This window comes from Microbacterium arborescens (genome assembly GCF_049707515.1).
GTDB classification, from domain to species: domain Bacteria; phylum Actinomycetota; class Actinomycetes; order Actinomycetales; family Microbacteriaceae; genus Microbacterium; species Microbacterium arborescens_B.
Genome location: NZ_JBNAFI010000005.1, coordinates 195,388 through 218,742, shown reverse-complemented (window position 1 = coordinate 218,742; position 23,355 = coordinate 195,388). Strand labels below are relative to the sequence as shown.

At 70.9% G+C, this 23,355-nt stretch carries 24 protein-coding genes; 12 read left to right on the top strand and 12 right to left on the bottom strand.

Annotation, left to right across the window (positions count from 1 at the left end; all coding sequences use genetic code 11):
* Nucleotides 1–15: 15 nt before the first annotated feature.
* Complete coding sequence (locus ACPYN5_RS11675; RefSeq protein WP_424449160.1) at nucleotides 16–309, bottom strand: GNAT family N-acetyltransferase; 294 nt, start codon at nucleotides 307–309, stop codon at nucleotides 16–18.
* Nucleotides 306–872 carry a P-loop NTPase family protein gene (locus ACPYN5_RS11670; protein ID WP_424449159.1) on the bottom strand — a complete coding sequence of 189 codons (567 nt, stop codon included), beginning with the start codon at nucleotides 870–872 and terminating at the stop codon, nucleotides 306–308. The genes ACPYN5_RS11675 and ACPYN5_RS11670 overlap by 4 nt, the downstream gene beginning before the upstream one ends.
* Before the next feature lie 400 nt (nucleotides 873–1,272).
* Between ACPYN5_RS11670 and ACPYN5_RS11665 the strand changes: the two genes are divergently transcribed.
* From ACPYN5_RS11665 to ACPYN5_RS11650, 4 genes are all read left to right on the top strand, one after another.
* On the top strand, nucleotides 1,273–1,965 hold the full coding sequence (locus ACPYN5_RS11665; protein ID WP_424449158.1) for a winged helix-turn-helix domain-containing protein: 693 nt from the start codon (nucleotides 1,273–1,275) through the stop codon (nucleotides 1,963–1,965).
* A 70-nt stretch (nucleotides 1,966–2,035) separates the two neighbouring features.
* Entirely contained in the window at nucleotides 2,036–3,028 is a 993-nt protein-coding gene (locus ACPYN5_RS11660; RefSeq protein ID WP_424449157.1) for a DNA-3-methyladenine glycosylase family protein, read from the top strand.
* Nucleotides 3,029–3,081: 53 nt separating this feature from the next.
* Nucleotides 3,082–3,300 carry a hypothetical protein gene (locus ACPYN5_RS11655; protein ID WP_424449156.1) on the top strand — a complete coding sequence of 73 codons (219 nt, stop codon included), beginning with the start codon at nucleotides 3,082–3,084 and terminating at the stop codon, nucleotides 3,298–3,300.
* 80 nt (nucleotides 3,301–3,380) lie between these two features.
* A complete protein-coding gene (locus tag ACPYN5_RS11650; protein WP_424449155.1) occupies nucleotides 3,381–5,042 on the top strand; it encodes a cellulase family glycosylhydrolase in 1,662 nt (553 codons plus the stop codon).
* Between the two features lie 44 nt (nucleotides 5,043–5,086).
* Here the strand turns inward: ACPYN5_RS11650 and ACPYN5_RS11645 are convergent, their stop codons facing one another.
* Genes ACPYN5_RS11645 through ACPYN5_RS11630 form a run of 4 tightly spaced genes read right to left on the bottom strand, consistent with a single transcriptional unit; the run spans nucleotide 5,087 to nucleotide 8,865 of the window.
* The gene (locus ACPYN5_RS11645) at nucleotides 5,087–5,845 is read right to left on the bottom strand and encodes an iron ABC transporter ATP-binding protein (RefSeq protein WP_424449154.1); all 759 of its coding nucleotides are present in this window, start codon (nucleotides 5,843–5,845) and stop codon (nucleotides 5,087–5,089) included.
* Complete coding sequence (locus ACPYN5_RS11640) at nucleotides 5,842–6,864, bottom strand: iron chelate uptake ABC transporter family permease subunit (protein WP_424449153.1); 1,023 nt, start codon at nucleotides 6,862–6,864, stop codon at nucleotides 5,842–5,844. Before ACPYN5_RS11640 ends, ACPYN5_RS11645 begins: the two co-directional genes overlap by 4 nt.
* The gene (locus ACPYN5_RS11635) at nucleotides 6,857–7,828 is read right to left on the bottom strand and encodes an ABC transporter permease (protein WP_424449152.1); all 972 of its coding nucleotides are present in this window, start codon (nucleotides 7,826–7,828) and stop codon (nucleotides 6,857–6,859) included. The genes ACPYN5_RS11640 and ACPYN5_RS11635 overlap by 8 nt, the downstream gene beginning before the upstream one ends.
* Before the next feature lie 50 nt (nucleotides 7,829–7,878).
* Nucleotides 7,879–8,865, bottom strand: a complete 987-nt coding sequence (locus tag ACPYN5_RS11630) for a siderophore ABC transporter substrate-binding protein (RefSeq protein ID WP_424449151.1) — start codon at nucleotides 8,863–8,865, stop codon at nucleotides 7,879–7,881.
* A 102-nt stretch (nucleotides 8,866–8,967) separates the two neighbouring features.
* Here ACPYN5_RS11630 and ACPYN5_RS11625 point away from each other — a divergent pair, with 102 nt between their 5' ends.
* The 4 genes from ACPYN5_RS11625 to ACPYN5_RS11610 all read left to right on the top strand — a co-directional run bounded on the left by ACPYN5_RS11625 (nucleotide 8,968) and on the right by ACPYN5_RS11610 (nucleotide 11,546).
* The gene (locus ACPYN5_RS11625) at nucleotides 8,968–9,753 is read left to right on the top strand and encodes a siderophore-interacting protein (protein WP_424449150.1); all 786 of its coding nucleotides are present in this window, start codon (nucleotides 8,968–8,970) and stop codon (nucleotides 9,751–9,753) included.
* Between the two features lie 132 nt (nucleotides 9,754–9,885).
* Nucleotides 9,886–10,425 carry a DUF805 domain-containing protein gene (locus ACPYN5_RS11620; RefSeq protein WP_424449149.1) on the top strand — a complete coding sequence of 180 codons (540 nt, stop codon included), beginning with the start codon at nucleotides 9,886–9,888 and terminating at the stop codon, nucleotides 10,423–10,425.
* The gene (locus ACPYN5_RS11615; RefSeq protein ID WP_424449148.1) at nucleotides 10,425–10,706 is read left to right on the top strand and encodes a DUF6412 domain-containing protein; all 282 of its coding nucleotides are present in this window, start codon (nucleotides 10,425–10,427) and stop codon (nucleotides 10,704–10,706) included. Before ACPYN5_RS11620 ends, ACPYN5_RS11615 begins: the two co-directional genes overlap by 1 nt.
* Nucleotides 10,707–10,820: 114 nt before the next feature.
* Complete coding sequence (locus ACPYN5_RS11610; RefSeq protein WP_424449147.1) at nucleotides 10,821–11,546, top strand: YidC/Oxa1 family membrane protein insertase; 726 nt, start codon at nucleotides 10,821–10,823, stop codon at nucleotides 11,544–11,546.
* A gap of 82 nt (nucleotides 11,547–11,628) precedes the next feature.
* On the opposite strand, the gene ACPYN5_RS11605 is transcribed toward ACPYN5_RS11610, so the two are convergent.
* The 3 genes from ACPYN5_RS11605 to ACPYN5_RS11595 form a co-directional block, all read right to left on the bottom strand.
* On the bottom strand, nucleotides 11,629–13,704 hold the full coding sequence (locus ACPYN5_RS11605; protein WP_424449146.1) for a S9 family peptidase: 2,076 nt from the start codon (nucleotides 13,702–13,704) through the stop codon (nucleotides 11,629–11,631).
* A gap of 23 nt (nucleotides 13,705–13,727) precedes the next feature.
* Complete coding sequence (locus ACPYN5_RS11600) at nucleotides 13,728–14,558, bottom strand: aldo/keto reductase (RefSeq protein WP_424449145.1); 831 nt, start codon at nucleotides 14,556–14,558, stop codon at nucleotides 13,728–13,730.
* A 63-nt stretch (nucleotides 14,559–14,621) separates the two neighbouring features.
* Nucleotides 14,622–15,425, bottom strand: a complete 804-nt coding sequence (locus tag ACPYN5_RS11595; RefSeq protein WP_424449144.1) for a Cof-type HAD-IIB family hydrolase — start codon at nucleotides 15,423–15,425, stop codon at nucleotides 14,622–14,624.
* A gap of 119 nt (nucleotides 15,426–15,544) precedes the next feature.
* Here ACPYN5_RS11595 and ACPYN5_RS11590 point away from each other — a divergent pair, with 119 nt between their 5' ends.
* From ACPYN5_RS11590 to ACPYN5_RS11575, 4 genes are all read left to right on the top strand, one after another.
* Nucleotides 15,545–16,813 (top strand): sensor histidine kinase, encoded by a 1,269-nt coding sequence (locus ACPYN5_RS11590; RefSeq protein WP_424449143.1) that lies wholly within the window; start codon nucleotides 15,545–15,547, stop codon nucleotides 16,811–16,813.
* Nucleotides 16,801–17,478, top strand: a complete 678-nt coding sequence (locus tag ACPYN5_RS11585; protein ID WP_424449142.1) for a response regulator — start codon at nucleotides 16,801–16,803, stop codon at nucleotides 17,476–17,478. Before ACPYN5_RS11590 ends, ACPYN5_RS11585 begins: the two co-directional genes overlap by 13 nt.
* Nucleotides 17,475–18,359: a hypothetical protein gene (locus tag ACPYN5_RS11580; protein ID WP_424449141.1), complete on the top strand. Its 885-nt coding sequence runs from the start codon at nucleotides 17,475–17,477 to the stop codon at nucleotides 18,357–18,359. The genes ACPYN5_RS11585 and ACPYN5_RS11580 overlap by 4 nt, the downstream gene beginning before the upstream one ends.
* Before the next feature lie 209 nt (nucleotides 18,360–18,568).
* Nucleotides 18,569–19,810 (top strand): MFS transporter, encoded by a 1,242-nt coding sequence (locus tag ACPYN5_RS11575; protein ID WP_424449140.1) that lies wholly within the window; start codon nucleotides 18,569–18,571, stop codon nucleotides 19,808–19,810.
* Here the strand turns inward: ACPYN5_RS11575 and ACPYN5_RS11570 are convergent.
* The 3 genes from ACPYN5_RS11570 to aztD form a co-directional block, all read right to left on the bottom strand.
* Nucleotides 19,755–21,188, bottom strand: a complete 1,434-nt coding sequence (locus ACPYN5_RS11570) for an MFS transporter (RefSeq protein WP_424449139.1) — start codon at nucleotides 21,186–21,188, stop codon at nucleotides 19,755–19,757. The two genes, ACPYN5_RS11575 and ACPYN5_RS11570, sit on opposite strands and share 56 nt — an antisense overlap.
* Before the next feature lie 58 nt (nucleotides 21,189–21,246).
* Nucleotides 21,247–22,077 (bottom strand): hypothetical protein, encoded by an 831-nt coding sequence (locus tag ACPYN5_RS11565; protein ID WP_424449138.1) that lies wholly within the window; start codon nucleotides 22,075–22,077, stop codon nucleotides 21,247–21,249.
* 77 nt (nucleotides 22,078–22,154) lie between these two features.
* Nucleotides 22,155–23,339 (bottom strand): zinc metallochaperone AztD, encoded by a 1,185-nt coding sequence (gene aztD / locus ACPYN5_RS11560; RefSeq protein ID WP_424449137.1) that lies wholly within the window; start codon nucleotides 23,337–23,339, stop codon nucleotides 22,155–22,157.
* Nucleotides 23,340–23,355: the final 16 nt, after the last annotated feature.

Below are 23,355 nucleotides of genomic sequence, written 5' to 3'. Positions count from 1 at the left end.
CGGCCGGTGCGCGGATCAGCGCTGCGACTGGAGGATGCCGGCGCGGTCGGGGTGCGCGTCGAACCAGTCGGCGACGTACCAGCAGACCGGGCTGATCGTGCGGTCCCCGAGCGCCTCGATTTCGGAGACGGCCCGCTCCACCACCTCCCCCGCGTAGCCGTGCCCACGGAACGTCGGGATCGTATACGCACGGGTCAGTGCCACGGTCCGTCCGTCGTCGCGGTAGTCGAGCACGCTGACGAGGTCGTCGCCACGGTGCAGCGCGTAGCGGGAAGCATCCTTCTCATGGGTGAAGGTCAGATCGCTCATGGCGCAACGCTACGCCCGGCCGCCGGCAGCGAGGCCAGCCAGGCGTCGATCTCGGAGCGATCACGCAGCCGCACGATCGAATCTCCGGCCGCGATGCGGGCGAGCATGCGCTCACGAGTGACGGGATGGTTGGTCCACGCCCAGCGCACGATGTTCTTCTCGGGGTTCCAGCGGAGGAGATTGCTCGCGCGCTCGCGGTTGCCGTGCCACAGCTGCTCGCGCCGCACTACGCGGCGCAGCGTGCGCCCGATCACCTGGCGCATCACGCGGCGGCGCGGCAGATCGAGCCACACCACCGTGTCGGCGCCGTCCGGCGAACCGGGGTCGAGCGCGTCGCCCAGACGCGAGGTCCAGTTACCGTCCGCGACCCAGCCCTCGGGATGCCGCCGCACGAACTCATGCACGCGTGCGCGCGCCTCATCGAGGTCGCGCATCTGCCAGTCGGCGTCCCAGAAGACAGCGTCGAGCTCGATCCGCGCGAGGCCCGTGCGCGCGGAGACACGGTCGGCGAGCACGCTCTTCCCCGAACCAGACGTGCCGACGATGCGGATGCGGGTGCCCACGATCGTGCACGGTACCGACGCCGGGGCGTTCTGTCACATTGCGTCATCGAACGTCGCGGGAGACCGGCGTGTTTGACACATCGGGACACGGATCGTCATAATCGAGCCCATGACTGACTTCGCACGCACTCTGTCCGCCCGGGAGGCGAACGGAACTGCCGGCATCATGATGATGTCGCAGCGTGCTGTCATGTGTTGCCGAATGTGCCGCTGACAGGTGAACCCCGCCTGATCCCCCGCCGCTTCTGAACGCGGCCGCGGATGCCCGAGTTCCGATGGTCCGGCCCACAACGCCGACATCCGGATGCTCGCTCACCGGCCCCCGCTGGGCCACACGCAACGCACATCCGAACCCGCCACCGGCTGCCAGCCCGGGTTCATGTTCCGAGGACGAACCTCCATGTCGAACACCGCTCTTCTCGCCCCCGCCGCCCCGACTCGCCACCTCCGCGCCGTCGAGACGCCTCCGCCGGCACCCGCTGCCGCCAGCTCCACCGCTCCGCGCGGATTCGCGCTCTACGTCGGCATCGACGAGGCCAAGGCCGCAGCGGACGGCGTCTCGCTCTCGACCCTCGTCGAGGCGCTCCGCCGCACGCTCGGCGAACTCGCCCCCCACGCCGAGACCTACGCGACCGTGGCGCTCGCCCCGGTCGGTGCCGGTGGACGTGACGTGGATGTCGTGCGCCTCGCGCTCCACGAGCCGAGCGCCGTCGCCCGAACGAAGCAGGACACCCCCGCCGAGGACCACGTCCCCGGCGGCGTGACCGTCGACATCTCGCGCAAGCGCGTCTTCATCGACGGCGAATCGGCCGCCTTCACCTTCAAGGAGTTCGAGCTGCTGCAGTACCTCGTGCTGCGCGAGGGCCGCACGATCGAACGCTCCGAGCTCGTCGACTCGCTCTGGAACAGCGGCGCCGACGAGGAGGCTCCCGGCGAGCGCACGATCGACGTCCACGTCCGGCGTCTGCGCGCCAAGCTCGGACGCTACGAGGACATCGTGCGCACGGTGCGCGGTGTCGGCTACCGGTTCGATCGACACGCCGACGTGGTCATCCGCTACGGTCACGGCACGCCCTCGCCCGACCGCTTCTGACCTTTCCACGCGCGGCTGGCGCTGCGTCGTCGACGACGGCATGTCGGAGGTTCCGACGTAGGGTGTCGGCATGAGCGCGGTGACGACCGGACGGACGCCGGGACGGATACCGGGTCGCCGCCGCGCGACCCGCGACCTTCCGGCACCACCCTCGTCCCCGCCGATCGAGACCGAGTACCGGCCGGCCTCGCCGATCGACATCGCGCGAGCCGTGCGCCACCAGCAGCACGGTGCGCACGACCCGACGATGACGACGGCGGGAGACGTGATCTGGCGTGCCAGCCGCACGCCGCACGGCGTCGCGACCCTGGCGTTGCGCGTGAGGCGTTCCTCGGTCAAGGCAGCGGCCTGGGGGCCGGGCGCTGCGTGGGCGATCGAGCAGCTGCCGCGCCTGTGCGGCGGACACGACGACCCGGACGGCTTCGACGGTTCACGGCATCCGCTCATCGCCGACATCCATCATCGGCATCCCGGCATCCGCCTGGGCGCGACCGACCTCGTCTTCGACGACCTCGCGAGCGCGATCTTCGAGCAGAAGGTGACGGGCCTGCAGGCTTTCGGCGCCTGGCGCGCCATCGTGACCTGGTACGGCGAGCGCGCCCCGGGCCCCACTCCCCGCCCGATGTTCGCGCCGCCCGCGGACTGGCACCTCATCCCCAGTTGGGCGTGGCATCGCGCCGGTCTGGAACCGCCGCAGTCGCGCACCGTCGTCGCGGCGGCTCGGCGCAGGGCGTCGATCGAGCGCGCCGTGGCTGCCGCCCCGCACGGCGACGAGCGCGAAGACATCCTGACGTCACTGCCCGGAATCGGACCGTGGACGTCGGCCGAGACGCGTATCCGCGCCTTCGGCGACTCGGATGCGGTGAGCGTCGGCGACTACCACCTGTGTCACACGGTCGGGTACGCCCTCACCGGTCATCGAGTGGACGACGATGCGATGCTCGAGCTGCTCGAGCCGTGGAAAGGGCACCGGCAGCGCGTCATCCGGCTCATCTACGCGGGCGGGGTGTTCGAGCCGCGGCGCGGACCGCGACTGCATCCCGAGGATCATCGCGATCGGTGAGGTCTACGCACGCCGACCCGCGCCGCGACGCTCGAGCGTCGTAGGCTCGGGACATGGCGAATCGAGGCTGGCAGCGCGGGCACACCTACTGGGCGCTCGGAGCCGCCCTCGTCTTCGTCCTCGGCATCGTCTTCGGCCTGGTGATGGACAATGTGTGGCTCGGCGTCGTGCTGGCCGCCGCGATCTCCGTCGGGTGGCTCATCGCCTACGAGTCGCGCCGCGGGCGCAACGAGGGCGTCTACGACCGGGATGACGACGGCGCGCAGCTCTGAACCATCCCCTCGCGGCCCTCGAGTCATGAACAGGCTCGCGGCACGGCTAGCATGAGCCGACGGATGACCGAGGGGTGCCGATGGGCGGATGGTGGCGGCGCGGCAGGACGCGCGCGATGTCGGCGGCAGCGATCCTCGGATTCGTTCTCGTGAGCGGCCTGACCGCCGCCGCTCCGCCCGCAGCCGCGGCGCCCTCGATCGTCGGATGGCTCTCGACGAAGGGCTCGTCCGTCGTCACCGCCTCCGGCGCGCCGCACACGATCAAGGCGGTGTCGTGGTTCGGCATGGAGACCTCGAACTGCGCGCCTCACGGGCTCTGGACGATCTCGCTCGACACGGGTCTCGCCGACATCGCGTCGATGGGTTTCAACACCATCCGCCTGCCGTTCTCGAACGAGTGCCTCGCGGCACGCGCGACCACCTCCATCGATGCCAACGCCAACCCCGACCTCGTCTCGCTCACCCCGTTGCAGCTCATGGACACGGTGATCGCGCGGGCCAAGGCGCGCGGGTTGTCGGTGATCCTCGACCGCCATCGCCCCGGCTCCGACGCGCAGAGCGAGCTGTGGTACACCGCCCGTTACAGCGAGCAGCGCTGGATCGACGACTGGAAGATGCTCGCGGCTCGCTACAAGAACGAGCCCGCCGTGGTCGGCGTCGACCTGCACAACGAGCCCCATGGTCCGGCGTGCTGGAACTGCGGCGACCCGGCGCGAGACTGGCGCGCCGCGGCGACGCGAGCGGGCAATGCCGTGCTGTCGGTGAACCCGCGCCTGCTCGTGATCGTCGAGGGCGTCGAACGTCAGGCGGACGGAACCTCGACCTGGTGGGGAGGCGGGCTGAAGGACGTTCGCAGCGCCCCTGTCCGGCTCTCGGTGGCCAATCGCGTCGTGTACTCACCGCACGAGTACCCCGCGTCGATCTTCGCGCAGTCGTGGTTCGCGGCGCGGGACTATCCGGAGAACCTGCCGGGGATCTGGGACGCCAATTGGGGGTACCTCGTCAAGCAGGGGATCGCGCCCGTCCTGGTCGGGGAATTCGGCACCAAGCTCGAGACCGACAGCGACCGCGCGTGGTTGAAGACCCTCGTGTCGTACCTCTCCTCGACGGGGATGAGCTTCGCGTACTGGTCGTACAACCCCAACAGCGGTGACACCGGCGGCCTGCTCGCCGACGACTGGCGCACACGGCAGCAGGCGAAACTCGACGCGCTCCGTCCCATCCTCACGCCCGTCGCCCAGCTCACCCCGAAGCCGACCGCGACCCCGAAGCCGACCGCCACGGCGACGCCCAAGCCGACCGCGACGCCCAAGCCCACCCCGAAGCCCACCGCGACAGCGACACCCAAGCCCACCCCGAAGCCCACCGCGACACCCAAGCCGACAGCGACACCCAAGCCGACAGCGACGCCCAAGCCCAGCGCCACACCGACCCCGGCGCCGGGCCGCGCCCCGGCCGCGACCTGGATCTTGCAGAGCTCCTGGGGCGAGGGATACGTCGCCGAGTTCGAGGTGACGGCATCCGTCGCGACGCGCGGGTGGACGCTGTCGTGGGACTCCCCCGGAGCGACCTCCGTGCCCAACGCCTGGGGTATGACGTGCGGGCTCAGCGGCTCGACGATCACCTGCACCGGCGCCGGATGGGCATCCGCGCTGGCGCCGGGTCAGACCGTGCGCGTCGGGCTGCAGGTGGCAGCACCGCGCGCCCCGTCGCAGCCGAAGGTGTCGGTCACGGCATCCTGAGCGGGCATCGCTCTCGCGCACGCCGCGTCACGGCGCTGGAGAACTCAGCGGAAGTAGACCGCGAGGGGATAGTCCCCGTCGTCGCGCACGGCGATCGGGGTCTGGAACACGGCCTCGAGCACGTCGGGACGCATGATCTCGGCGGGGGTTCCCGCGCACGCCAGCGTTCCGTCCGTCAGGGCGACGATGCGATCGGCGTACGCGGCGGCGAAGTTGATGTCGTGGATGACGACCACCACGGTCTTGCCGAGCTCGTCGGCGGCCCGCCGCAGCTGCTGCATCATCCCCACCGCGTGCCGCATGTCGAGGTTGTTGAGCGGCTCGTCGAGCAAAATGCAGTCGGTGTCCTGCGCGAGCACCATCGCGACGTAGGCGCGCTGGCGCTGCCCGCCGGAGAGTTGATCGAGGTAGCGATGCGAGAGGTCCTGGAGGTCGAGGAAGCGCAGTGCGTCGTCGACGTGACGACGATCCGAGTCGGTGAGGCGGCCCCCCGAGTGGGGGAAGCGTCCGAACCCCACGAGGTCGCGCACGGTGAGACGTGTGACGAAGTGGTTCTCCTGTCGCAGGATCGAGACGACCCGCGCGAGCTCGCGGCTGGGTGTGCCCGCGACGTCAAGGCCGCCGACCGTCACCGTGCCGGTCGTCGGCTCGGTCAGCCGGCCGACGATCGTGAGCAGCGTCGACTTGCCGGCGCCGTTCGGCCCGACCAGAGCCGTCACCCCGCCCGCCGGGATGTGCAGGTCGATGGGGCCGAGCACGCGTAGGCCGCCATAGCTCTTGGAGACATCGGTCAGGGTGATCACAGCGCGCCCTTTCGGAGCAGGTAGACGATGAAGAACAGTCCGCCCGCGAACTCGATGATGACCGTCAGCATCCCGGCGGCGTAGAAGACGTGGCGCAGGACGAAGTAGCCGCCGAGGAGGGTGGCCATGCCCAGCAGTCCGGCGAACGGCAGGACGACGGCGTGCCGGGTCGACCCCGCCAGCTGGTAGCTGAGGGTCGCGACGATGAACCCGAAGAAGGTCATCGGACCGACCAGGGTCGTCGAGACCGAGATCAGCACGGCCACGAGGATCAGCAGCACGGTGACCTCGCGCTTGTAGGCGATCCCGAGGTTCGTGGCGACGTCGCGACCGAGGGTGATGACGTCGAGGCGCCGACGGCGGTGCCACACGACCCCGATCACGATCGCCACGATCGCTGCGGCCCACGGCAGGTACTCCGGGTTGGAGTTGCTGAGGTTGCCGAACAGGCGTGCGGAGAGGAGGTCGAAGTCGCTCGGGGTCAGCAGGCGCTGCATGACGGTCGAGAGCGAGCTGAACCCGACACCCAGAACGATTCCGATGAGGAGCATGATGTGCAGGTTCCCGCGCCTGCCGGCGAACAGCCAGCCGTAGAGCAGCGTCGCGAACCCGACCATCAAAAGGCTCTGCAGGGCGACCTTGACGAGCCCGTCGGTCGCGGCGAGCGCCGCCCCGCCGAAGAAGAACACCAGCGCGGTCTGCATGACGACGTAGAGCGCATCGAATCCCATGATCGAGGGCGTGAGGATGCGGTTGCCCGTGGCGGTGTGGAACAGAACCGTCGCCACCGCCTGGCAGCACGCGACGATCGCCACCGTGACGACGGTGGTCACTCGTAGTTCCACCGCGAGCCAGTAGCCGCGCTGGCCGGGATCGAGCGGGATGCTCCACGTCAGCAGCATGACCGCCGCGACCACGACCACGACGGCGAGCAGCACGAACCGGAGCCACACCCGCGGCGGCCGCGCCGGGGCGGCCTCGGTCGGGTCGCCTACCGCGGTACGGACCGCCTCAGCCATGCGCGCGCTGCCGAAGGAGCAGGGAGATGAAGACCGCGGCGCCGAGCACCCCGAGGATCATCGAGACGGGCACTTCGAACGGCATCCGGATGACGCGGCCGACGATGTCGCAGACGACGATGATCGCCACCCCTCCCAGGCACACCCAGGGGAGGTTCGCCCGGAGGTTGTCACCGCGCCACATCGATACCAGGTTCGGCACGATGAGACCGAGGAAGGGCAGGAAGCCCACGACCACCGTGGTCACCCCGGTCGCGACGGCGACCAGGGCCGTGCCGAGCAGGAGCACCCGGTCGTAGTTCAGGCCGAGCGTCGTCGCGACGTCCTTCCCCAGGCTCGCAGCGGTGAGCCGATCGGCGAAGAGCGCGACGAGCACGACGACGACACCGACGACCCAGAGCACTTCGTAACGGCCGCGGACGACGGCGGTGAAGCTGCCCATGAACCAGGTGCCGAGCATCTGCAGCGCGTTGGTGCTGACGGCGAGATAGGTCGTGAACGACGAGACGACCGCCCCGAGCATGATCCCGATGAGAGGCACGACGAGCGACGAGCGCAACGGGATGCGGCGGAGGATCGCCAGGAAGACCATCGTGCCGACGAACGCTGCGATGCTGGCGAACAGCATGCGCACGACGAGCGGCGACTCGGGCACCAGCAGGACGGTCGCGAGCAGGCCGAGAGCTGCCCATTCGGTGGTCCCGGTCGTCGTCGGCTCGACGAAGCGGTTCTGGGTCAGCAACTGCATCACGAGGCCGGAGACGGCCATGGCGCAGCCGGCGAGGACGAGGGAGAGAGTGCGGGGAACGCGGGTGATCCAGAGCATCTCGGTACCGACGCCGTCGGCGGCGAGATCGTAGACGCCGACGAAGAGGGAGCACACGACGAGGCCGGCCACGACGAGGATCGCGGCAGGCAGAGCCAGGCGGTGCCGGGCACGGGCGGGAGCGGTGAGCGCAGTCATGATGCGATGCTTCGCCCCCGTCACGGGCGACGGGGGCGAAGCCGGAGCGATCAGTTCGCCGCAGCGAAGGCCGCCGCGATGTCGCTGTACAGCTTCGTGTACGCCTGGATGCCCTCGTCGAGGTAGAAGCTCGGTGCGAGGTAGATGATCTGATCCTTCTGCACGGCGGGGACGTTCTGCAGCGCCTCCGAGCCCTCGATGAGCTCCTCGGCCGAGACGTAGCCGTCCTCGCCGAACATGGCGTCGCGATCGAGGACGATCAGCCACTCGGGGTTCGCCGCGGCGATCGCCTCGACGCTGATGTCGTCTCCGTGCGAGGCATCCTCCGCAGCCTGGTCGATACCGGGGACCAGGCCGAGCGTCGGGAAGACGGCCCCCACCCCGCGCCCCTCGCCGGGTGCCGCGAAGGAGATCTTGCCGCCTGACGTGATGAGCCCGACGACGGTGTCGGTTCCGTTGTAGGCGGCCTTCGCGTCGGCGACGGCGGCATCGAGGGCATCGGCGAGCTGCTTCGCGTCGTCCTCGCGATCGAACACGCGACCGAGGATCTCGACCTGGCGCTTCAGCTCGGCGATCTGCTCCTCGCCATCGCGCGGGCTGGTCTCGATCGTGGCGGGCTGGATGGCCTTCAGATCGTCGTAGATCTCCCGGAATCGGTATCCGCCGACGATGAGGTCCGGCTGGGCCGAGATGACCGCTTCGAGATCGGGCTCGCGGTGCAGGCCCGCGTCGAGCACGTCGTCGCCGCCGGAGAGGTTGGGCCAGAGGTCGTACATCAGCGGCTTCGGCGCCGCCACCAGGTCGATGTCCCAGTCGCTGAGCGTCTGGAAGGTCGTGTTGTCGAGTGCGACGACTCGTTCGGGAGCCACCGGGACCTCGATCTCGCCGTGGTTGTCGGTCACGGCGACCGTGTCCGCGACGGTGGCTGCGGGGGTCTCGTCGGTCGACGGGCTCGCCGACGAGGCGCAGCCGGCGAGGCCGAGGGCGGCGGCGAGGGCGATCGAGACGAGCGCGGGACGGCGGAATGCAAGAGTCACGTGGGGGCTCCTGGTGCGATGCGGTGGGAATCGATGTCGTGCCGCGGGGCGCGGGTGTCGACAGAAGCCCGACCCGCGGCTGTGTAGGTTAGCCTAACCTTCGTGTCCACGACGAGCGCAACCCCGCCGTTCCAGATCGCTCGCCGCGGTCTCGAACTGCGATTCCGGACCGTCCGTCTCGCAGCGCGTCACTGGCTGACGCCGGCGTACGTGAGGGTGCGCGTCGAGGGCGCCGACCTGCGCGGGTTCGACTCCCCCGGCTGCGACGACCACATCCGCGTGTTCTTCCCCGACGGCGAGCCTGAGACCGTCGACGAGATGCGCGCGGCGCCGAGCCGCGAATTCACCCCGCTCGCCTGGGACCCTGACGGCTGCTGGCTCGACCTCGAGTTCGCCGTCCACGACGCCGGCGTCGCGGCCGAATGGGCCGCGACCGCCGAGATCGGTTCGACGATCGGAATCGGCGGTCCGCGCGGCTCGGCCGTGCTCACCGGACGACCCGATGCCTGGATGCTGGCGGGAGACGAGACCGCCGTTCCGGCGATGCGACGGTTCGCCCACCACATGGATGCCGCGGCTGTCGGGCGCATACTCATCGAAGTGCCCGACGCCGCTCATGAGCTGCCCATCGCGACGCCCCCGGGCGTCGACGTCGAGCAGATCCCTCGCGGCACCTCGCTCGCGGGAACGGCTCTCGCGGCACGGCTCGACGCGCTCGAGGCGAAGGACCGGCCGGGCGGCGACGTCTTCGGTTTCATCGCGGCGGAGCAGTCGATCGTCCGCGCCGGCCGGCGCCTGCTGCTCGACCGCTGGGGCCTCGATCCCGAACGAATCACGGTCAAGGGCTACTGGAAGCGCGGCGAGCCGGAATACCACGCGCCGCACTGAGCCCGGCGGGGCGGCGAACCCTGCGGTCCCGGTTCACCTGGCGGTGACCGCCGCTTCCGCGCGCGGGATGCGGCCACGATTGACAGACGAGAGAGCCTGTACCGCCCCGCAGCGCTCGGCTAGCATCGCGGGATGGAGGCCGACTCGACAGCACCGCTGCCGAACGCTTCGCTGTCCCAGGCCATGCGCCGTTTCGTCGCGCACGCCTTCCGGCTCCGCGGACGCGCGAGCCGAAGCGAGTACTGGTGGTGGATGGCCGTCGGGTTCGCCGCCGCCATGGTCTTCCTGCTCGTGATCCCGCGGATGCTGTCGGGACGGTGGCCGCAGCTCGACCTCGGCCTCCACCCGTTCGGCTGGTGGGGATGGCGCGGCACCGAGCTCTTCGGGCCGATCGCCCCGACCGGCCCTCTCTCCACCCTCGTGGCTGTCTACCTGTGGACCTCGACCGTGTGGGTCGCGGCGACCTTCGTGCCGGGTTTCACGGTCGCGGTGCGACGGCTGCACGATTCGAACCTGTCGGGATGGTGGGTGCTGCTGAACCTGATGCCGATCGGCGGGTTCGTGCTTCTCCTCCTCGCGCTGCGACGGTCGCGCTCGGCAGGCGCGCGTTTCGACGGGGATGCTGCTCTGCTCGAGCGCGCCGCCGGCTGGACGCGGACCGAGGCGGAGTGATGCCCGTCATCTCCGTGCTCCCGATGCTGCTGTCGGTCGTCGGCGCCCTGTCGCTGGGCGACTCGGGCGGGCTCGCGGCGGCGACCGCCGTCGCCCTCCTCGCGATCGCGATCGCCGTCGTCTCGATCTCGGCCGCGACCACGACGACCGGGGCCGCGGGCTCGCGGCGACCCCACCCGCGACGGTCGATTTCGCCGTCGACGCTGCTGGCGCAGAGCGACCCGGACGCTCCCGGTCGACGACGCCCCCGGGCCCCGGGCTACGCGGCCTCAGCCGCGTAGCCACGCCCGGAACGGCTCCACACCCATGCGCGCACCCGCGCGCCGGCGCCCCGCGCCGTCCGGCGTCCCTTCGCGGCTGATCCCTCGTGCTCAGCCTCGACGATCGGACTCCTCATGGACCTGTATTCCTTCCCGCCCATCGCCGCCGCGCTCGACGCGGTCGCCTCGATCCTCGCCGCGCTGACCGCGGCACTCGAACCCGCGCTCGGGGGCCTCGCCGCCGCGGCATCCGTCATCCTCATCACGGTCGCGGTGCGCACGGCGTTGATCCCTGCCGGGGTCGCCCAGGCACGCGCTGATCGTGCTCGGGCGCGGCTGGCACCCCGGCTGCGCGAGCTGCAGCGGCGCTACCGGGCCGACCGCGAGAGACTGCAGCGCGAGACCCTCAAGCTCTATCGCAACGAGAACGTCTCGCCGACGGCGGGCTGCCTGCCTCTGCTCGTCCAGGCACCCGTCGTGGGACTGCTCTACGGGGTCTTCATCCATCCCACGATCTCGGGCCATGCCAACGGGCTGCTCGCCGAGACGCTCGCCGGTGTTCCGCTCGGGTCGAGCCTCGCGGGCACCGTCGCGTCGGGGTCAGTGCCGCTCGCAGCCGCCCTGGTGTTCGGCGTCGTGATCGCCGCGATCGCGCTCGTCGGCGAGCTGACACGCCGGTCGTTCCGTATCACCGACGCGCCGGCGGCGGTCTCGGGCATGCTCGGTGCGGCACAGTTCGCGACGGCGGTGGTGGCGGTGTTCGTACCGCTCGCGGCGGGCCTGTACCTCGCGGTGACGGTGGCCTGGACGCTGGCGCAACGACTCATCCTCCGCCGCATCCTTCCTCCGCCGGCACCGTGAACCTCGACCCGACGGAAATGGTCCCCTCCCGAGCGAGGAAGGGACCATTTCGGTCGGTTGAGCGCCGCGACCGACGCACCGCTCAGGGGCGCGCGGGCAGATTCTCCTCGAGGAAGGCGAACACCGTCTCGTACCAGACGCGCGCGTTCTGCGGCGAGAGGATCCAGTGGTTCTCGTCCGGGTAGTACAGGAACCGGTGCGGGCTCGTGCCGTCCTCGGCCGCGTGGTGCTCGTTGAGGTCGGCCCACAGCCGCAAGCCCTCCCCGATCGGCACGCGATAGTCGCGGTCTCCGTGGATCACGAGCATCGGCGTCCGGATGTCGGCGACGAAGCGGTGCGGCGAGTTGGCGATGGCGCCCTCGGGGCTGAAGATGCTCTGCCAGTACGGAGCGAAGTCGGTCGTGCCGGCGAACTGGTCGAACGCCCACAGGCTCGCGTGGGTCACGATCGCATCGAACCGGTCGGTGTGACCCGCGACCCAGTTGGCCATGTAACCGCCGAACGAGCCGCCCATCGCGGCCGTGCGGGTCTCGTCGATGTCGTCGCGCGCGACGACGGCATCCGTGATGGCCATGAGGTCGGTGAAGGGCGCGGCGCCCCAGGCATCCCACCCCCGCGCGATGAAGTCGAGCCCATAGCCGGTCGAAAGCGCCGGGTCGGGCAGCAGCACAGCGTAGCCGCGGGCGGCGGCGAGCAGCGGGCTCCACCGCCAGCTCCACGCGTTCCAGCTGTTGAGCGGGCCGCCGTGGATCCAGAGCAGCAGGGGCGCGGGAGCTGCGGCATCCGCTCCCTCCGGCAGCACGAGCCATCCGCGCACGCGGGCTCCGTCATCGGCGGTGGTCTCGACCTCGACCATCGACGCGGTCGTGGCCGGCGAGGGCGCGGGGCTCACCAGGGGTGTCACGGTGCCGTCGGCGGCCACCCGGACGGGATGCGGCGGGGTCATCCAGTTCGAACGGAGCGCGATGACATCCGTCGTACCGGCGGCGAGCTCGACATGCGTATAGGCGAAGTCGTCGTGCGTCGTCTGCGTCACCGCACCCCCGTCGAGCGGGACGGAGAAGACCGGGCCGCGACCGTCGTCATCGGCGGTCACGACGAGCGCCGCATCGTCGCCGGCGAAGCGGATGCTGCTCGGCCAGCGGTCCCAACGCGCGGCCAGGCGCAGCGCTGCCCCGCCGTCGATCTCGCTGACCCAGAGCTCCTGATCGGCCGGACCCGCCGGCGTGGGCTTGTTCGAGCGGACGTAGGCGACGCGGCTGCCGTCGCGGCTGACCGCCGGCATCTCGACGTCGACGTCGACCTCGTCGCGCAGGATGCGCAGCTCGCCCGTCGTGGTGTCGATCGCGACGAGACGGTGGCGTGCGTCGCGCCCCACCGGCACCGGCATCGACGCGACCAGTGTCGCCCCGTCGGGGGTGAGCGCCATACCCGCCGTCGACGCGGCACGACCGCGGACGAGGATGCGGGGGCGTGGAAGACCGGCGGGGTAGGGCTCGTCGGCGGCGGCAGACTCGCCCGCCACCGCTGCGGCGACCTCGTCGACGGCTGCGTCGGCGGTCGCGACGACGGCGGGGGCGTCGGCGAGCTCGCCCAGGTCGAGGGCGAGAAGGGCGGGCTCGTGAGGACCGAGGTCGTGATCCCAGTACCGCACGGGATAGGTGTCGTGGACGATGGCCGAGACCTTGAGCTTCTTCCGCTCGGCGCGCAATCTCGCGTCGGCTTCGATCGTGGCCGCCTCGGGCAGGAGCGACGAGGCGATCACGACGCGGTCGGATTCGGGCGCCGTGACGACGGCCGAAACCCCGCCCGCCAGGCGGGTGACCGGACGCGCCTCGCCGCCGGCGGCCGGGAGCAGCCACAGCTGCGCGGGCGCGCCCTCATCGGCGTCGTTGTCGGGGCGCGCGGAGACGAACAGCAGGTCGCCTGCGGCGGTGAAGACGGCTCCCGACTCGCCCGTGGTCGATCGGGTCAGGCGTCGAGGCGCACCGCTGCCGTCGGCGGCGACCGACCAGAGCGAGCGCTCGTAGCCGGTGCGGTCCTTCGTGAGGGTCGCGACCGTCAGGACGACGCTCGCGCCGTCGGGCGAGGTCACCGCGGCGTCGATGCGGGGAAGGGCGTAGTAGTCGTCGAGGGAGTCGAACGGAGTCGTCGGCATGCCTCCACGCTATCCGGCGCGGCCTACATCTCCTCGTGCGTGTCCGGGTCACCGTCCCAGAGCCGGCCGCGTTCGAGGGCGCTGATCGCAGCGATCTCGTCATCCGAGAGCAGGAAGCCGAACACGTCGGCGTTCTCGCGCTGGCGGGCGGGGTCGGCCGACTTCGGGATGGGGGTCGACGACAGCTGCGTGTGCCAGCGCAGCACGACCTGCGTGCCGGTCACTCCGTGGGCATCGGCGATGTCGGTGACCACCCGCTCGCTCAGCAGCTCGCTGCGTCGCGCCAGCGGACTCCAGCTCTCGGTGCGGATGCCGCTCGCGGCATGGAAGGCCCGGAGCGCCGTCTGCGGGAAATAGGGGTGCATCTCGACCTGGTTCACGGCCGGCGCGACGCCGGTCTCGTCGATGAGGCGCGCGAGCATCGGTTCGGTGAAGTTCGACACCCCGACCGACCCGACCTGCCCCTCGTCGCGCAGCGCCAGCATCGCCCGGTAGGTCTCGAGCCACTTGCCCTGGCTGGGGTTCGGCCAATGGATGAGGTACAGGTCGATCTTCTCGACGCCGAGCCGCCCGAGCGACGCTTCCGCGCTGCGGATGGTCTCGTCGAAACCGTGGTCGCGACCGGGCACCTTGGTCGTGATGACGAGCTGATCGCGGATGCCGCTGCGGCGCACCGCCTCGCCGACCTCCGCCTCGTTCTCGTAGTTGACCGCGGTGTCGAGCAGCCGGTAGCCGGAGTCGATGGCGGCGACGATCGCTTCGACGCCATCGTCGCCGCGGAGGTTGTAGGTGCCGAGCCCGAGCTCGGGGAAGTCGGAGCCGTCGTTGAGGGTGACCGTGGGAATCGTGACCATGGCCGACACGCTACGCCGCCGCATCGACGCACGGCGCGGGCTTGCGCCGCGCGGTGCGGCGGGTCAGCGCGCCAGGAGCTCCTCGATGACCGTCAGCACGCCGCCCTCGGTGTGCGACGGCGCGCTGTAGCGCGCGGCCGCGGCGATGTCGGGGTGGGCCTCGGCCATCGCGTAGGAGTACCGCGCCTGCTCGAGCATCTCGAGATCGTTCAGGTAGTCGCCGAAGGCCATCGTCTGGTCGGGGCCGATCCCGAGCGTGTCCTGCAGCCGCGACAGCGCCCGTCCCTTGTTCACACCGGGGTTCATGATGTCGACCCAGTGCCGGCCCGACACCACCACCTGGTGAGTGTCGCGGAGGTCGAACAGCTCGGGCGCGACGGAGTCCTCGGCGAGGGCGAAGTCGAAGACGGCGAGCTTGAGAATCTCGTCGTCGACCCTGGTGAGGTCATCCACCACCGCGAGCTCCGCGTAGTACGTGTCGGCCTCGGCGAAGAACGCGTCGTCGCTGCGCTCGATGTAGGCCGACCGCTTGCCGCAGACGACGAGCCCGATGTCGAGGCGGTCGAGCTCGCGCACGCGCCGCACGACGGATGCCGCGAACGCGGGGTCGACGGCATCCGAGCTGACCTCGGCGCCGCCGCGCACGACGTAAGCGCCGTTCTCCGCGATGTAGTCGAGCTCGACCGGTGCGGGGGCGAACTGGCGGCGCAGGGTCGCGAGCTGCCGACCGCTCGCCGGGGCGAAGACGATCCCGCGGTCGCGCAGCCGCGGGAGCAGCCGCCACAGACCCTCGGGGATACGGCCGTCCGCGTCGAGCAGTGTCCCGTCCATGTCGACGGCGATGAGGCGGATGTCGGGAGAGGTCACCGTTCCATCCTCGCCGACCGGGCGGACCGACGCGGTCGCCCTCCGCCGGGGGTTAACCCGAACCCGAGTCTCCGGGCCGCTCGCCTGCGCCGCGGCGGCCGCGGTCCTAGCGTGGAGCCATGACCACCGCCGTCGCCAGCACCGCTGCCCCACCCCGCCTCGCACGACTCCTGCGTCCACTCGGAGCGCTCGCCCAGCTCGCGGCTCTCGGACTCGCGGGAACCGCCGTCTTCACGGTGATCCTGACGCTCCTGGCGGTGGGCATCGGCCTGACCCCGGCGCTGGGCCTCGGCCTCCCCCTCCTCGTGGCGTTCGTGTACGCCCTGTGGCTCACCAGCTGGCTGGAGTACGCCCGGGTCGACGGACTGTACGGCTGGGGGCTCCCGACGCTCACGGCGCGCAGCAGTGGCCGGGCCGGCTTCGGCGGGTGGCTCCGCACCGTCTGGCTGCAGTTCACCGATGGCAGGATGTGGCGCGGCGTGGCTCACGCCGCCATCTCGACCGTCCTGGGGCTCATCGTGCTGACCCTCGTCGGCCTCGTCGCCTCGGGCGCGGCCCTCATCTTCGCGCCTCTCTACGCCACCCGCGCCGTCACGGTCGCGTCGAGGTGGATCGAGGTGCCCGTCGAGACGGCGGTCGTGGTGGGCGTGCTGGCCGTCATCATCCCGGCGGCTCTGCTCGCGGGCATCGCGCTTCTGCACGGCATCATCGCCCGCGCCGTCCTCGTCCCCTCGCGCGAAGCGCAGCTGGTCGAGGCCGCCCGCACCGCCGGGGTGCAGCGCGAGGGCGCGGTGCGGGCCGGCGAGCTGGAGCGCACCCGCATCGAGCGCGACCTCCACGACGGGGTTCAGCCCCGCCTCGTGTCGGTCGGTATGACGCTGGGCCTCGCGCAGCAGAAGATCGACGACGACCCGGATGCCGCCAAGCAGCTGCTCGCCGAGGCGCACACCTCGACGAAGGCCGCCATCACCGAGCTCCGACAGCTCGCGCGCGGGATCCACGCCTCGGTGCTCGATGACCGCGGCCTCGACGCGGCGCTCTCCGCCCTGGCGGCGCGCTCGCACGTCCCCGTCAGCCTCGATGTGCGCGTCGACCAGCGGTGCAGCCGCACGGCCGAGGCCGCCGTCTACTTCGCGATCGCCGAGTCGCTCACCAACGCCGCCAAGCACTCCCGCGCCGGCGAGTGCCGCGTGGTCGTCCGCCACCGCGACGACCACACGCTGTGGGCACGGGTGGAGGACAACGGCGTCGGCGGGGCGCGCGTCATCGCCGGCGGCGGGCTCGACGGCATCATCAACCGCATCACGGCCGCGGGGGGCACCACGCGCCTCGACAGCCCGGCCGGCGGACCGACCGCTCTGGAGGTGAGCGTCCCGTGCGCATCCTGATCTGCGAGGACTCGACGCTGCTGCGGGAAGGTCTCGTGCGTCTGCTGTCCGACTCGGGGCACGAGGTCGTCGCCGCCCTCGCCGACGCCGACGCCATCGGTCGGCACGTGTCCGAGACGCGACCCGACATGTGCATCCTCGACGTGCGGTTGCCGCCGACCTTCACGGACGAGGGCATCCGTGCCGCTCTCGCCCTTCGCGCCGAGAACCCGAACCTGCCGATCCTCGTGCTGAGCCAGTACGTCGAAGAGCGCTACGCCAGCGAGCTCATCACCTCCCAGGGCGCGGCGCTGGGGTACCTCTTGAAAGACCGCGTCGCCGACGTCGGCGAGTTCCTCGAGACCGTCGCACGCATCGGCGCCGGCGCCACGGTGCTCGACCCCGAGGTCGTCGCCCAGCTGCTGACGCGCCGATCGCGCGACGAGCGCATGTCGCGCCTGACCGAGCGTGAGCGCACGGTGCTCGCGCTCATCGCCGAGGGGCGCAGCAACCAGGCGATCGCCGCGGCGATGTTCCTCAGCGAAGCGAGCGTCGAGAAGTACATCACCTCCCTCTTCCAGAAGCTCGACCTCGAGCAGGACGAGCACGGCAACCGCCGGGTGCTCGCCGCGCTCGTCCATCTCGAACACGGCGGCTCGCAGCCGCAGAACGGAGCAGTGCGATGAGCACGACCCTGACCCCGCCGCCGGCGACGCCCCCCGGCCCGCCCACCGAGCCGCCGGCGACCGGCGGTGACGGGACGACTCCGCCGACGTCGTCCCCGTCGTCAGCGGCCCGCGTCATCGCGGGGTTGACCGTCGCCGCGGGCGCCGTGACCATCCTTTTCACCGTCGGGACGAGTGTCGTGTCGACCGTCGTGAGCGGCGCGGTCGAGACGGCGACTCTCACAGCCCCGACCCGCGGGGTGAGCGCGCTGGAGATGGATGCGGCCGCCGCAGACGTCGAGGTCTCGTTCGGCGACGTCGCGGAGGCGACGTTGACGGTCACGGGCACAGGCGGCGCCAGCGCATGGGAGCTCTCCCGCGCCGGCGACCGGCTGGTGGTCGATTCCGACCGCGACTGGTGGAGCGGATGGCGGCTGTGGGGCGACTCGTCGCGAGCGACGCTCGTGCTCCCCGACGATCTCGCCGGCCTCGACGCCGAACTGAGCGTCGGTGCGGGATCACTGCGGGTGGACGGGGAGTTCGGAGCGCTCGGGCTGCAGGCGGATGCGGGTTCGGTCGACGCGGCCGGAACCGCGACCCGTCTGGATGCACGCGTCTCGGCCGGGCGCGTCTCGCTCGACCTCGACGGCGTCCGCGAGGCGGCGGTCGAGGTCAGTGCCGGGCGGGTGTCGGGAGAGCTCGGTGGCGCGCAGCCTGCATCGGTGACGATCGCCGCAGAGGCGGGCTCGGTGGATCTCGCCCTCCCCCGCGGCGGCTATGCCGTCAGTGCGACCGAGGATGCGGGCTCGTTCGTCAACGACCTCACTGAGGATCCCTCGTCGTCCAGCACCGTCGACGTCCGGGTCTCCGCAGGATCGGTCGCCCTGCGCGAGGGCCGCTGACGTTCCTGGAAGGTGCCTATGCACCACTGATGAACACCGTCATCCGATTGCATCCCGTTATCCGGCCGTTATAACTTCGTCTCACGCAGTTCCCCCCAACTGCGCGGTGTGATCTCTGGTGCAAGGGATGACAGGGCCGGTCGACGCTTCTGAGTCGACCGGCCCTCCTCACGTCCGGCGAGGAATGCCCGCGGTCGTAGGCTGACCGGGTGCGCGAGTTCACCGGTCATCTTCCCGGCTCGCCCGCCTACCGCCGGCTCATCGCGGGGCTCTTCTTCGCCGGCGTCGCGACCTTCGCGCAGCTGTACTCTCCGCAGGCGGTCCTCCCCTTCGTCGGGAACGAGTTCGGCGTGGACCCGGCGACGGCTGCTCTCGCGGTCTCGGTCTCGACGCTCGGCCTCGCCGTCAGCGTCATCCCCTGGTCGGTCGTCGCGGACCGGACCGGTCGCGTGCCGGCGATGGCGATCGGCGTCCTCGCCGCGACGGCCTTCGGCCTGCTCGCGCCGCTCGCCCCCACGCTGCCGCTGCTGCTCACGGCGCGGCTGCTCGAGGGCACGGCCCTCGGCGCGGTACCCGCCATCGCGCTCGCCTACCTCTCGGAAGAGGTCGACGCCGCGCACACCGCGACGGCAGCGGGCAGCTACATCGCCGGCACCACGATCGGCGGTCTGCTGGGGAGGCTCGTCGCGGGCCCGTTCGGCGACGTCGGCCTGTGGCGCGGCGGAGTCTTCGCGGTCGCGGTTCTCTGTGCCACCTCGGCAGCGTTGTTCCTCTGGCTGGCACCGAGCGCACAGGGTTTCACTCCCCGCCGCGCCGTCGAAACGCCGGGCCCGTCGCTGCTGGTGCGGCTGAGCACGAACCTGCGCGACCGGCGCCAACTCGCCCTCTACGCCCAGGGGTTCCTGCTCATGGGCGTGTTCGTCGCGGTGTACAACTACCTCGGTTTCCACCTCGTCGCGCCCCCGTTCTCGCTCCCGTTGTGGATCGTGAGCTTCCTCTTCCTCGCCTACCTCGCGGGGACGGTCGCCTCGCCCTGGGCGGGGTCGTTGGCCGGCCGCTTCGGGCGCCTGCCGGTGCTGCTCGCCTCGCTCGCCGTCATGGCGACCGGCGTCGTCGTGACCGCCGTGCCGCTCGTCTGGGCGGTGCTTGCCGGACTGCTCGTGCTCACCGCCGGGTTCTTCGCCGCGCACGCGATTGCCTCGGGATGGGCGCCCGCAGCGGCGCCACCGCAAACGAGAGCCCAGGCCGCGTCGCTGTACTACCTGGGGTACTACGGCGGCTCGAGTCTGTTCGGTTGGCTGCTGGGCTACGCGTTCCACGGCGTCGGCTGGATCGGGGTGGCCGGCTGCGGCCTCGTCATGGTCGCGCTCGCCGCCGTCGTCGCGGTACTCGGGCTCAGGTCGTCGGATCGGCCTGCTTCAGGGCGGGCTCGTCGCCGGCCGGTTCGGTGACGGCCGGTTCGGTGACGGCCGGTTCGGTGACGGCCGGTTCGGGCGCGGACGCGCTCGCGTAGGCACGGCTCAGCCGTCGGTACTGCGGTGACGCGAACGCGAGCAGCACCAGCACGAACATCAGCGCACTCGCGACGACGAAGGCCAGCGCGATGCCACGGGCCTCCCCGCCGCCGAGCAACCAACCGAAGGCACGGTCGCCGGCATCCGTCCTCATGAACGGAATGAGGCCGAACTGGGCGATCGGCCCGATCAGATAGGCCGAGATCGGCGACGCCGCCGACTCGACCGAGGCCGCGAACCCGAAGACGCGCCCCTGCGTTTCGAACGGTACGACGCGTTGGATCACCGTCTGCTCGGCGGCCTCGGCTGCGGGCATGAGCATCATGAAGACGAAGATGCCGAGGGCGTAGAGCCACCACCACTCGCGGATCGCGAAGGTCATCCCGAGCCCCGCGACGCCGACGTTGACCAGCAGCAGCGTGCGCACGGGATTGCGTCCGAGGCCGCGCGCAGCCACGAGCGCTCCCCCGACGATGAACCCCGTGCCCGTGACGGCCAGCACGATCCCCCAGGCCTCGACGCTGAAGAGGGTCAGCCCGTACGGGTCCATGAGGGCCATGAAGACGCCGCCGACGAGGTTGTTCAGGGTCGTGAAGAGGATCAGGGCCAGGAGGCCCGGAACCGACCGGATGGCGGGGATGACGCCGCGGAAGGTGAACGCGGGCATCGCGGAGTCGCCCGCGGATGCGACGCCGCGCTCAGGGATCCGCACGAACGTCAGGTGAGCCAGGGCCAGCGCCGTCGCGGCGACGGCGATGACGACGGTCCAGCCCATACCGAGGAGCCCGATCGAGAGCCCCGAGAAGACGCTCGTGACGATGAACGCCACCCCCTGGACGGTTCCGACGAGACCGTTGGCGCGGTCACGCCGGTCGCTCGGCACGAGAAGGGTCACGGTCGTCGACAGCGCGATGTTGCGCAGGTTCTCGACGACCCCGCCGACGAGGATGAGCGCGGCGAACACCCAGAACCACGGTCGTCCCCAGTCGACGAGGACCGACTCGGGGAAGAGGAGGTACACCGCGCCCGCACCGAGGTAGGTCCCGAGGGTGATGAGGCTCGAGAGCACCATCACCGCCTTCTTCTTCATATGGTCGACCAGGGCGCCGAAGACGACACCGAAGACGGCGACGAGAAGCATGTAGGACCCGCCGATGATCGAGGTCGCCAGCACGTTCTCGGTGGCGAGGTACGCCCAGAAGGTCAGGGCGAACCACAGGAAGCTCGAGGTGACGTTCGCGAGGAGCGTGTTGCCGAGCACCTGGTGGAATGCGCGCATGCGCGCAGTCTCCAGCGCGCTGAGCGGTGCGGTCATGCGACGAAGATTAGACCTCGCCGCCGACATCGAGAAGTGCCCCCGGGAGAAGTCCGATTCAGCGTCGGAGGGAGGGATCGGGCGTGGACCACTTCTGCGCCGTCTGCATCATCCAGAAGAGCACGAAGAGCCCCAGGGCGACGAGCTCGCCGACGAGCACGACGGGGAGATCGGCGACCACCCCGAACGCGAACGTCGCCGTCAGATCGATCAGCAGAGCGAGGGCGATGATCACGTATCCGATGCGCATCCGCCTCGCCGGCGGGTGGTCGGCCGAGGGGCGCACGGCCTCGGCGAGGGCGACGAGGGCGATCACGGCGAAGAAGCCGACGGCGGCGGCGACGTGCACCTGTCCGACGAGGATCCGGGGCGCGAGCGTCCAGAGGCCGGCTACCGCCGCGAGGACCGCCGCCGTGAGCGCGAGCGTGGGGCCGGTGTCGCGGAGGGCGACATCGCCCCGTCGAACCAGCACCAGACCGATCGCGACGACGACGGCGCCCACGGCGAGGTAGGTCGCCAGCGCGTTGTCCAGGTCGTCCGCGAACGGGACGGGCACGCACGGCGCGATGCAGTCGACGGCCACTCCGGGCACCTCGCCGGCTGAGATCGGGGTCGGCACGATCGCGACCAGCGGAGCGAGCAGGGCCGCGACATCCAGCAGCACGCGCTGGGGACCGCGCCCGGACAGCGCGACGAGACAGGCTGCCGCAGCGACGAGCGCGGCCGAGAAGACGGTGCGGGCCGACGTGTAGAAGTAGTGGCTGACGCTCGGCAGCACCCCTACGTCGGGGATCGCGAAGAGCACGGCGAGCATCATCGCGACGGGCGCTCCGGCCAGCGCGAGGCGCAGATATCGGTACGTGCGCTGCGAGGTCGAAACGGCCGGCACGACCACAGGCTAACCGGGGGGCGCGCACGTTCGCCGCATCCGATCCGAGGAGGAGCGGATGCGGCGAACGGTGCGTATCAGGAGATCGCGGCGATCTCGTTGGGCACGTGCGGCAGCTTCACCGTCTGCACGATCTCACCCGTGGTGAGGTCGACGGCGACGAGCTCGCTGTCCGCGGGGTCGGTGACGTAGGCGATGTCGCCGGCGACCTTGACGGCCGGATGCGGCGCCTGCCACTCGGCCGGGCCTTCCCACGGGTCGACGACGGGCAGCGACTTCGTGATGCCGCCCGTCGCCGGGTCGATCCAGTGCAGCGAGCCGTCGGTGCCGATGAGGACGGCCTCGGCGGCCGGTCCGCGCGCGACGCCGCGGAAGGTGTACTCCACGCCGGCGGGAAGGGCGACCTTCGTCAACGACTTCGCCTCGGTGTCGACGAGGGCGATATTGCGGAGCAGGTAGCCCTCGGCGTCGGGGTCGTCCTTGTAGTCCATGACGACGAGCGGGCTGTCCTCGGCCACGTAGGCGTTGCCGATGCGTCCGTACGAGTCGGGCGAGGTGACCTTCGTGATCTCGCCGCCGTCGTAGATGATGGCGCCGTTCTCGCAGCCGAACACGACACGCTCGCCCTCGGCGGTGCCTTCGCCGTGGACGCCCGGGCAGTCGGCGTTGGACGCGACCTCTTCGCCGTCGGCATCGAGCACGCGGATGCCGGTGCGCCCGGCCTCGCCGCCGACGGTGGTCAGCAGGGTGCCGTCCTCCAGCTCGACCGAGACACCGTGGTGGGCCTCGACGCCGGGGATGACCTCGGCCTCGGGCAGCTCGTCGCCGAGCGCGGCCAGGTCGGCGGACTCGAAGATCGTGGTGTCGCTCGTCGCGTCGTCGTAGAGCACGGTCTTGCCGCCGTGGACCACCACATGGCCCGCGGCAGCGGCCGGGACGACGAGGTCGGTCAGTTCAGGCTGCTGGACGTCCAGCAGCTGGAAGCCCTCGGAGGTCGTGACCATGACGTGACGGTCATCACCGGCGGGGTTGAGGCGGATGAAGTCCTCCGAGTCGAAGTCGCCGATCACCTCGAGCTCATCGCCGCCGAGGACCAGCACGCCGCCTTCGTAGCCGAGCGCGACACGGGGTCCCTCGGGTGCGGATGCCTGAGCGGTCGCATCGTCGGAGGGGCTCGATGCCGGGGCGGGCGACGACGAGCAGCCCGCCAGCACCAGGGCTGCGGCGCCGGCCAGGGCGCCGAACTGCAGGGTTCTCTTCATGGGGTGGGTTTCCTTT

Coding starts and splice junctions, on each gene's coding strand:
- ACPYN5_RS11675 (WP_424449160.1), bottom strand. CDS start 309: ATGAGCGATCTGACCTTCACCCATGAGAAGGATGCTTCCCGCTACGCG.
- ACPYN5_RS11615 (WP_424449148.1), top strand. CDS start 10,425: ATGCCCGTCATCTCCGTGCTCCCGATGCTGCTGTCGGTCGTCGGCGCC.
- ACPYN5_RS11655 (WP_424449156.1), top strand. CDS start 3,082: ATGGCGAATCGAGGCTGGCAGCGCGGGCACACCTACTGGGCGCTCGGA.
- ACPYN5_RS11570 (WP_424449139.1), bottom strand. CDS start 21,188: ATGACCGCACCGCTCAGCGCGCTGGAGACTGCGCGCATGCGCGCATTC.
- aztD (WP_424449137.1), bottom strand. CDS start 23,339: ATGAAGAGAACCCTGCAGTTCGGCGCCCTGGCCGGCGCCGCAGCCCTG.
- ACPYN5_RS11635 (WP_424449152.1), bottom strand. CDS start 7,828: ATGACTGCGCTCACCGCTCCCGCCCGTGCCCGGCACCGCCTGGCTCTG.
- ACPYN5_RS11590 (WP_424449143.1), top strand. CDS start 15,545: ATGACCACCGCCGTCGCCAGCACCGCTGCCCCACCCCGCCTCGCACGA.
- ACPYN5_RS11620 (WP_424449149.1), top strand. CDS start 9,886: ATGGAGGCCGACTCGACAGCACCGCTGCCGAACGCTTCGCTGTCCCAG.
- ACPYN5_RS11600 (WP_424449145.1), bottom strand. CDS start 14,558: ATGGTCACGATTCCCACGGTCACCCTCAACGACGGCTCCGACTTCCCC.
- ACPYN5_RS11580 (WP_424449141.1), top strand. CDS start 17,475: ATGAGCACGACCCTGACCCCGCCGCCGGCGACGCCCCCCGGCCCGCCC.
- ACPYN5_RS11605 (WP_424449146.1), bottom strand. CDS start 13,704: ATGCCGACGACTCCGTTCGACTCCCTCGACGACTACTACGCCCTTCCC.
- ACPYN5_RS11650 (WP_424449155.1), top strand. CDS start 3,381: ATGGGCGGATGGTGGCGGCGCGGCAGGACGCGCGCGATGTCGGCGGCA.
- ACPYN5_RS11610 (WP_424449147.1), top strand. CDS start 10,821: ATGGACCTGTATTCCTTCCCGCCCATCGCCGCCGCGCTCGACGCGGTC.
- ACPYN5_RS11660 (WP_424449157.1), top strand. CDS start 2,036: ATGAGCGCGGTGACGACCGGACGGACGCCGGGACGGATACCGGGTCGC.
- ACPYN5_RS11640 (WP_424449153.1), bottom strand. CDS start 6,864: ATGGCTGAGGCGGTCCGTACCGCGGTAGGCGACCCGACCGAGGCCGCC.
- ACPYN5_RS11665 (WP_424449158.1), top strand. CDS start 1,273: ATGTCGAACACCGCTCTTCTCGCCCCCGCCGCCCCGACTCGCCACCTC.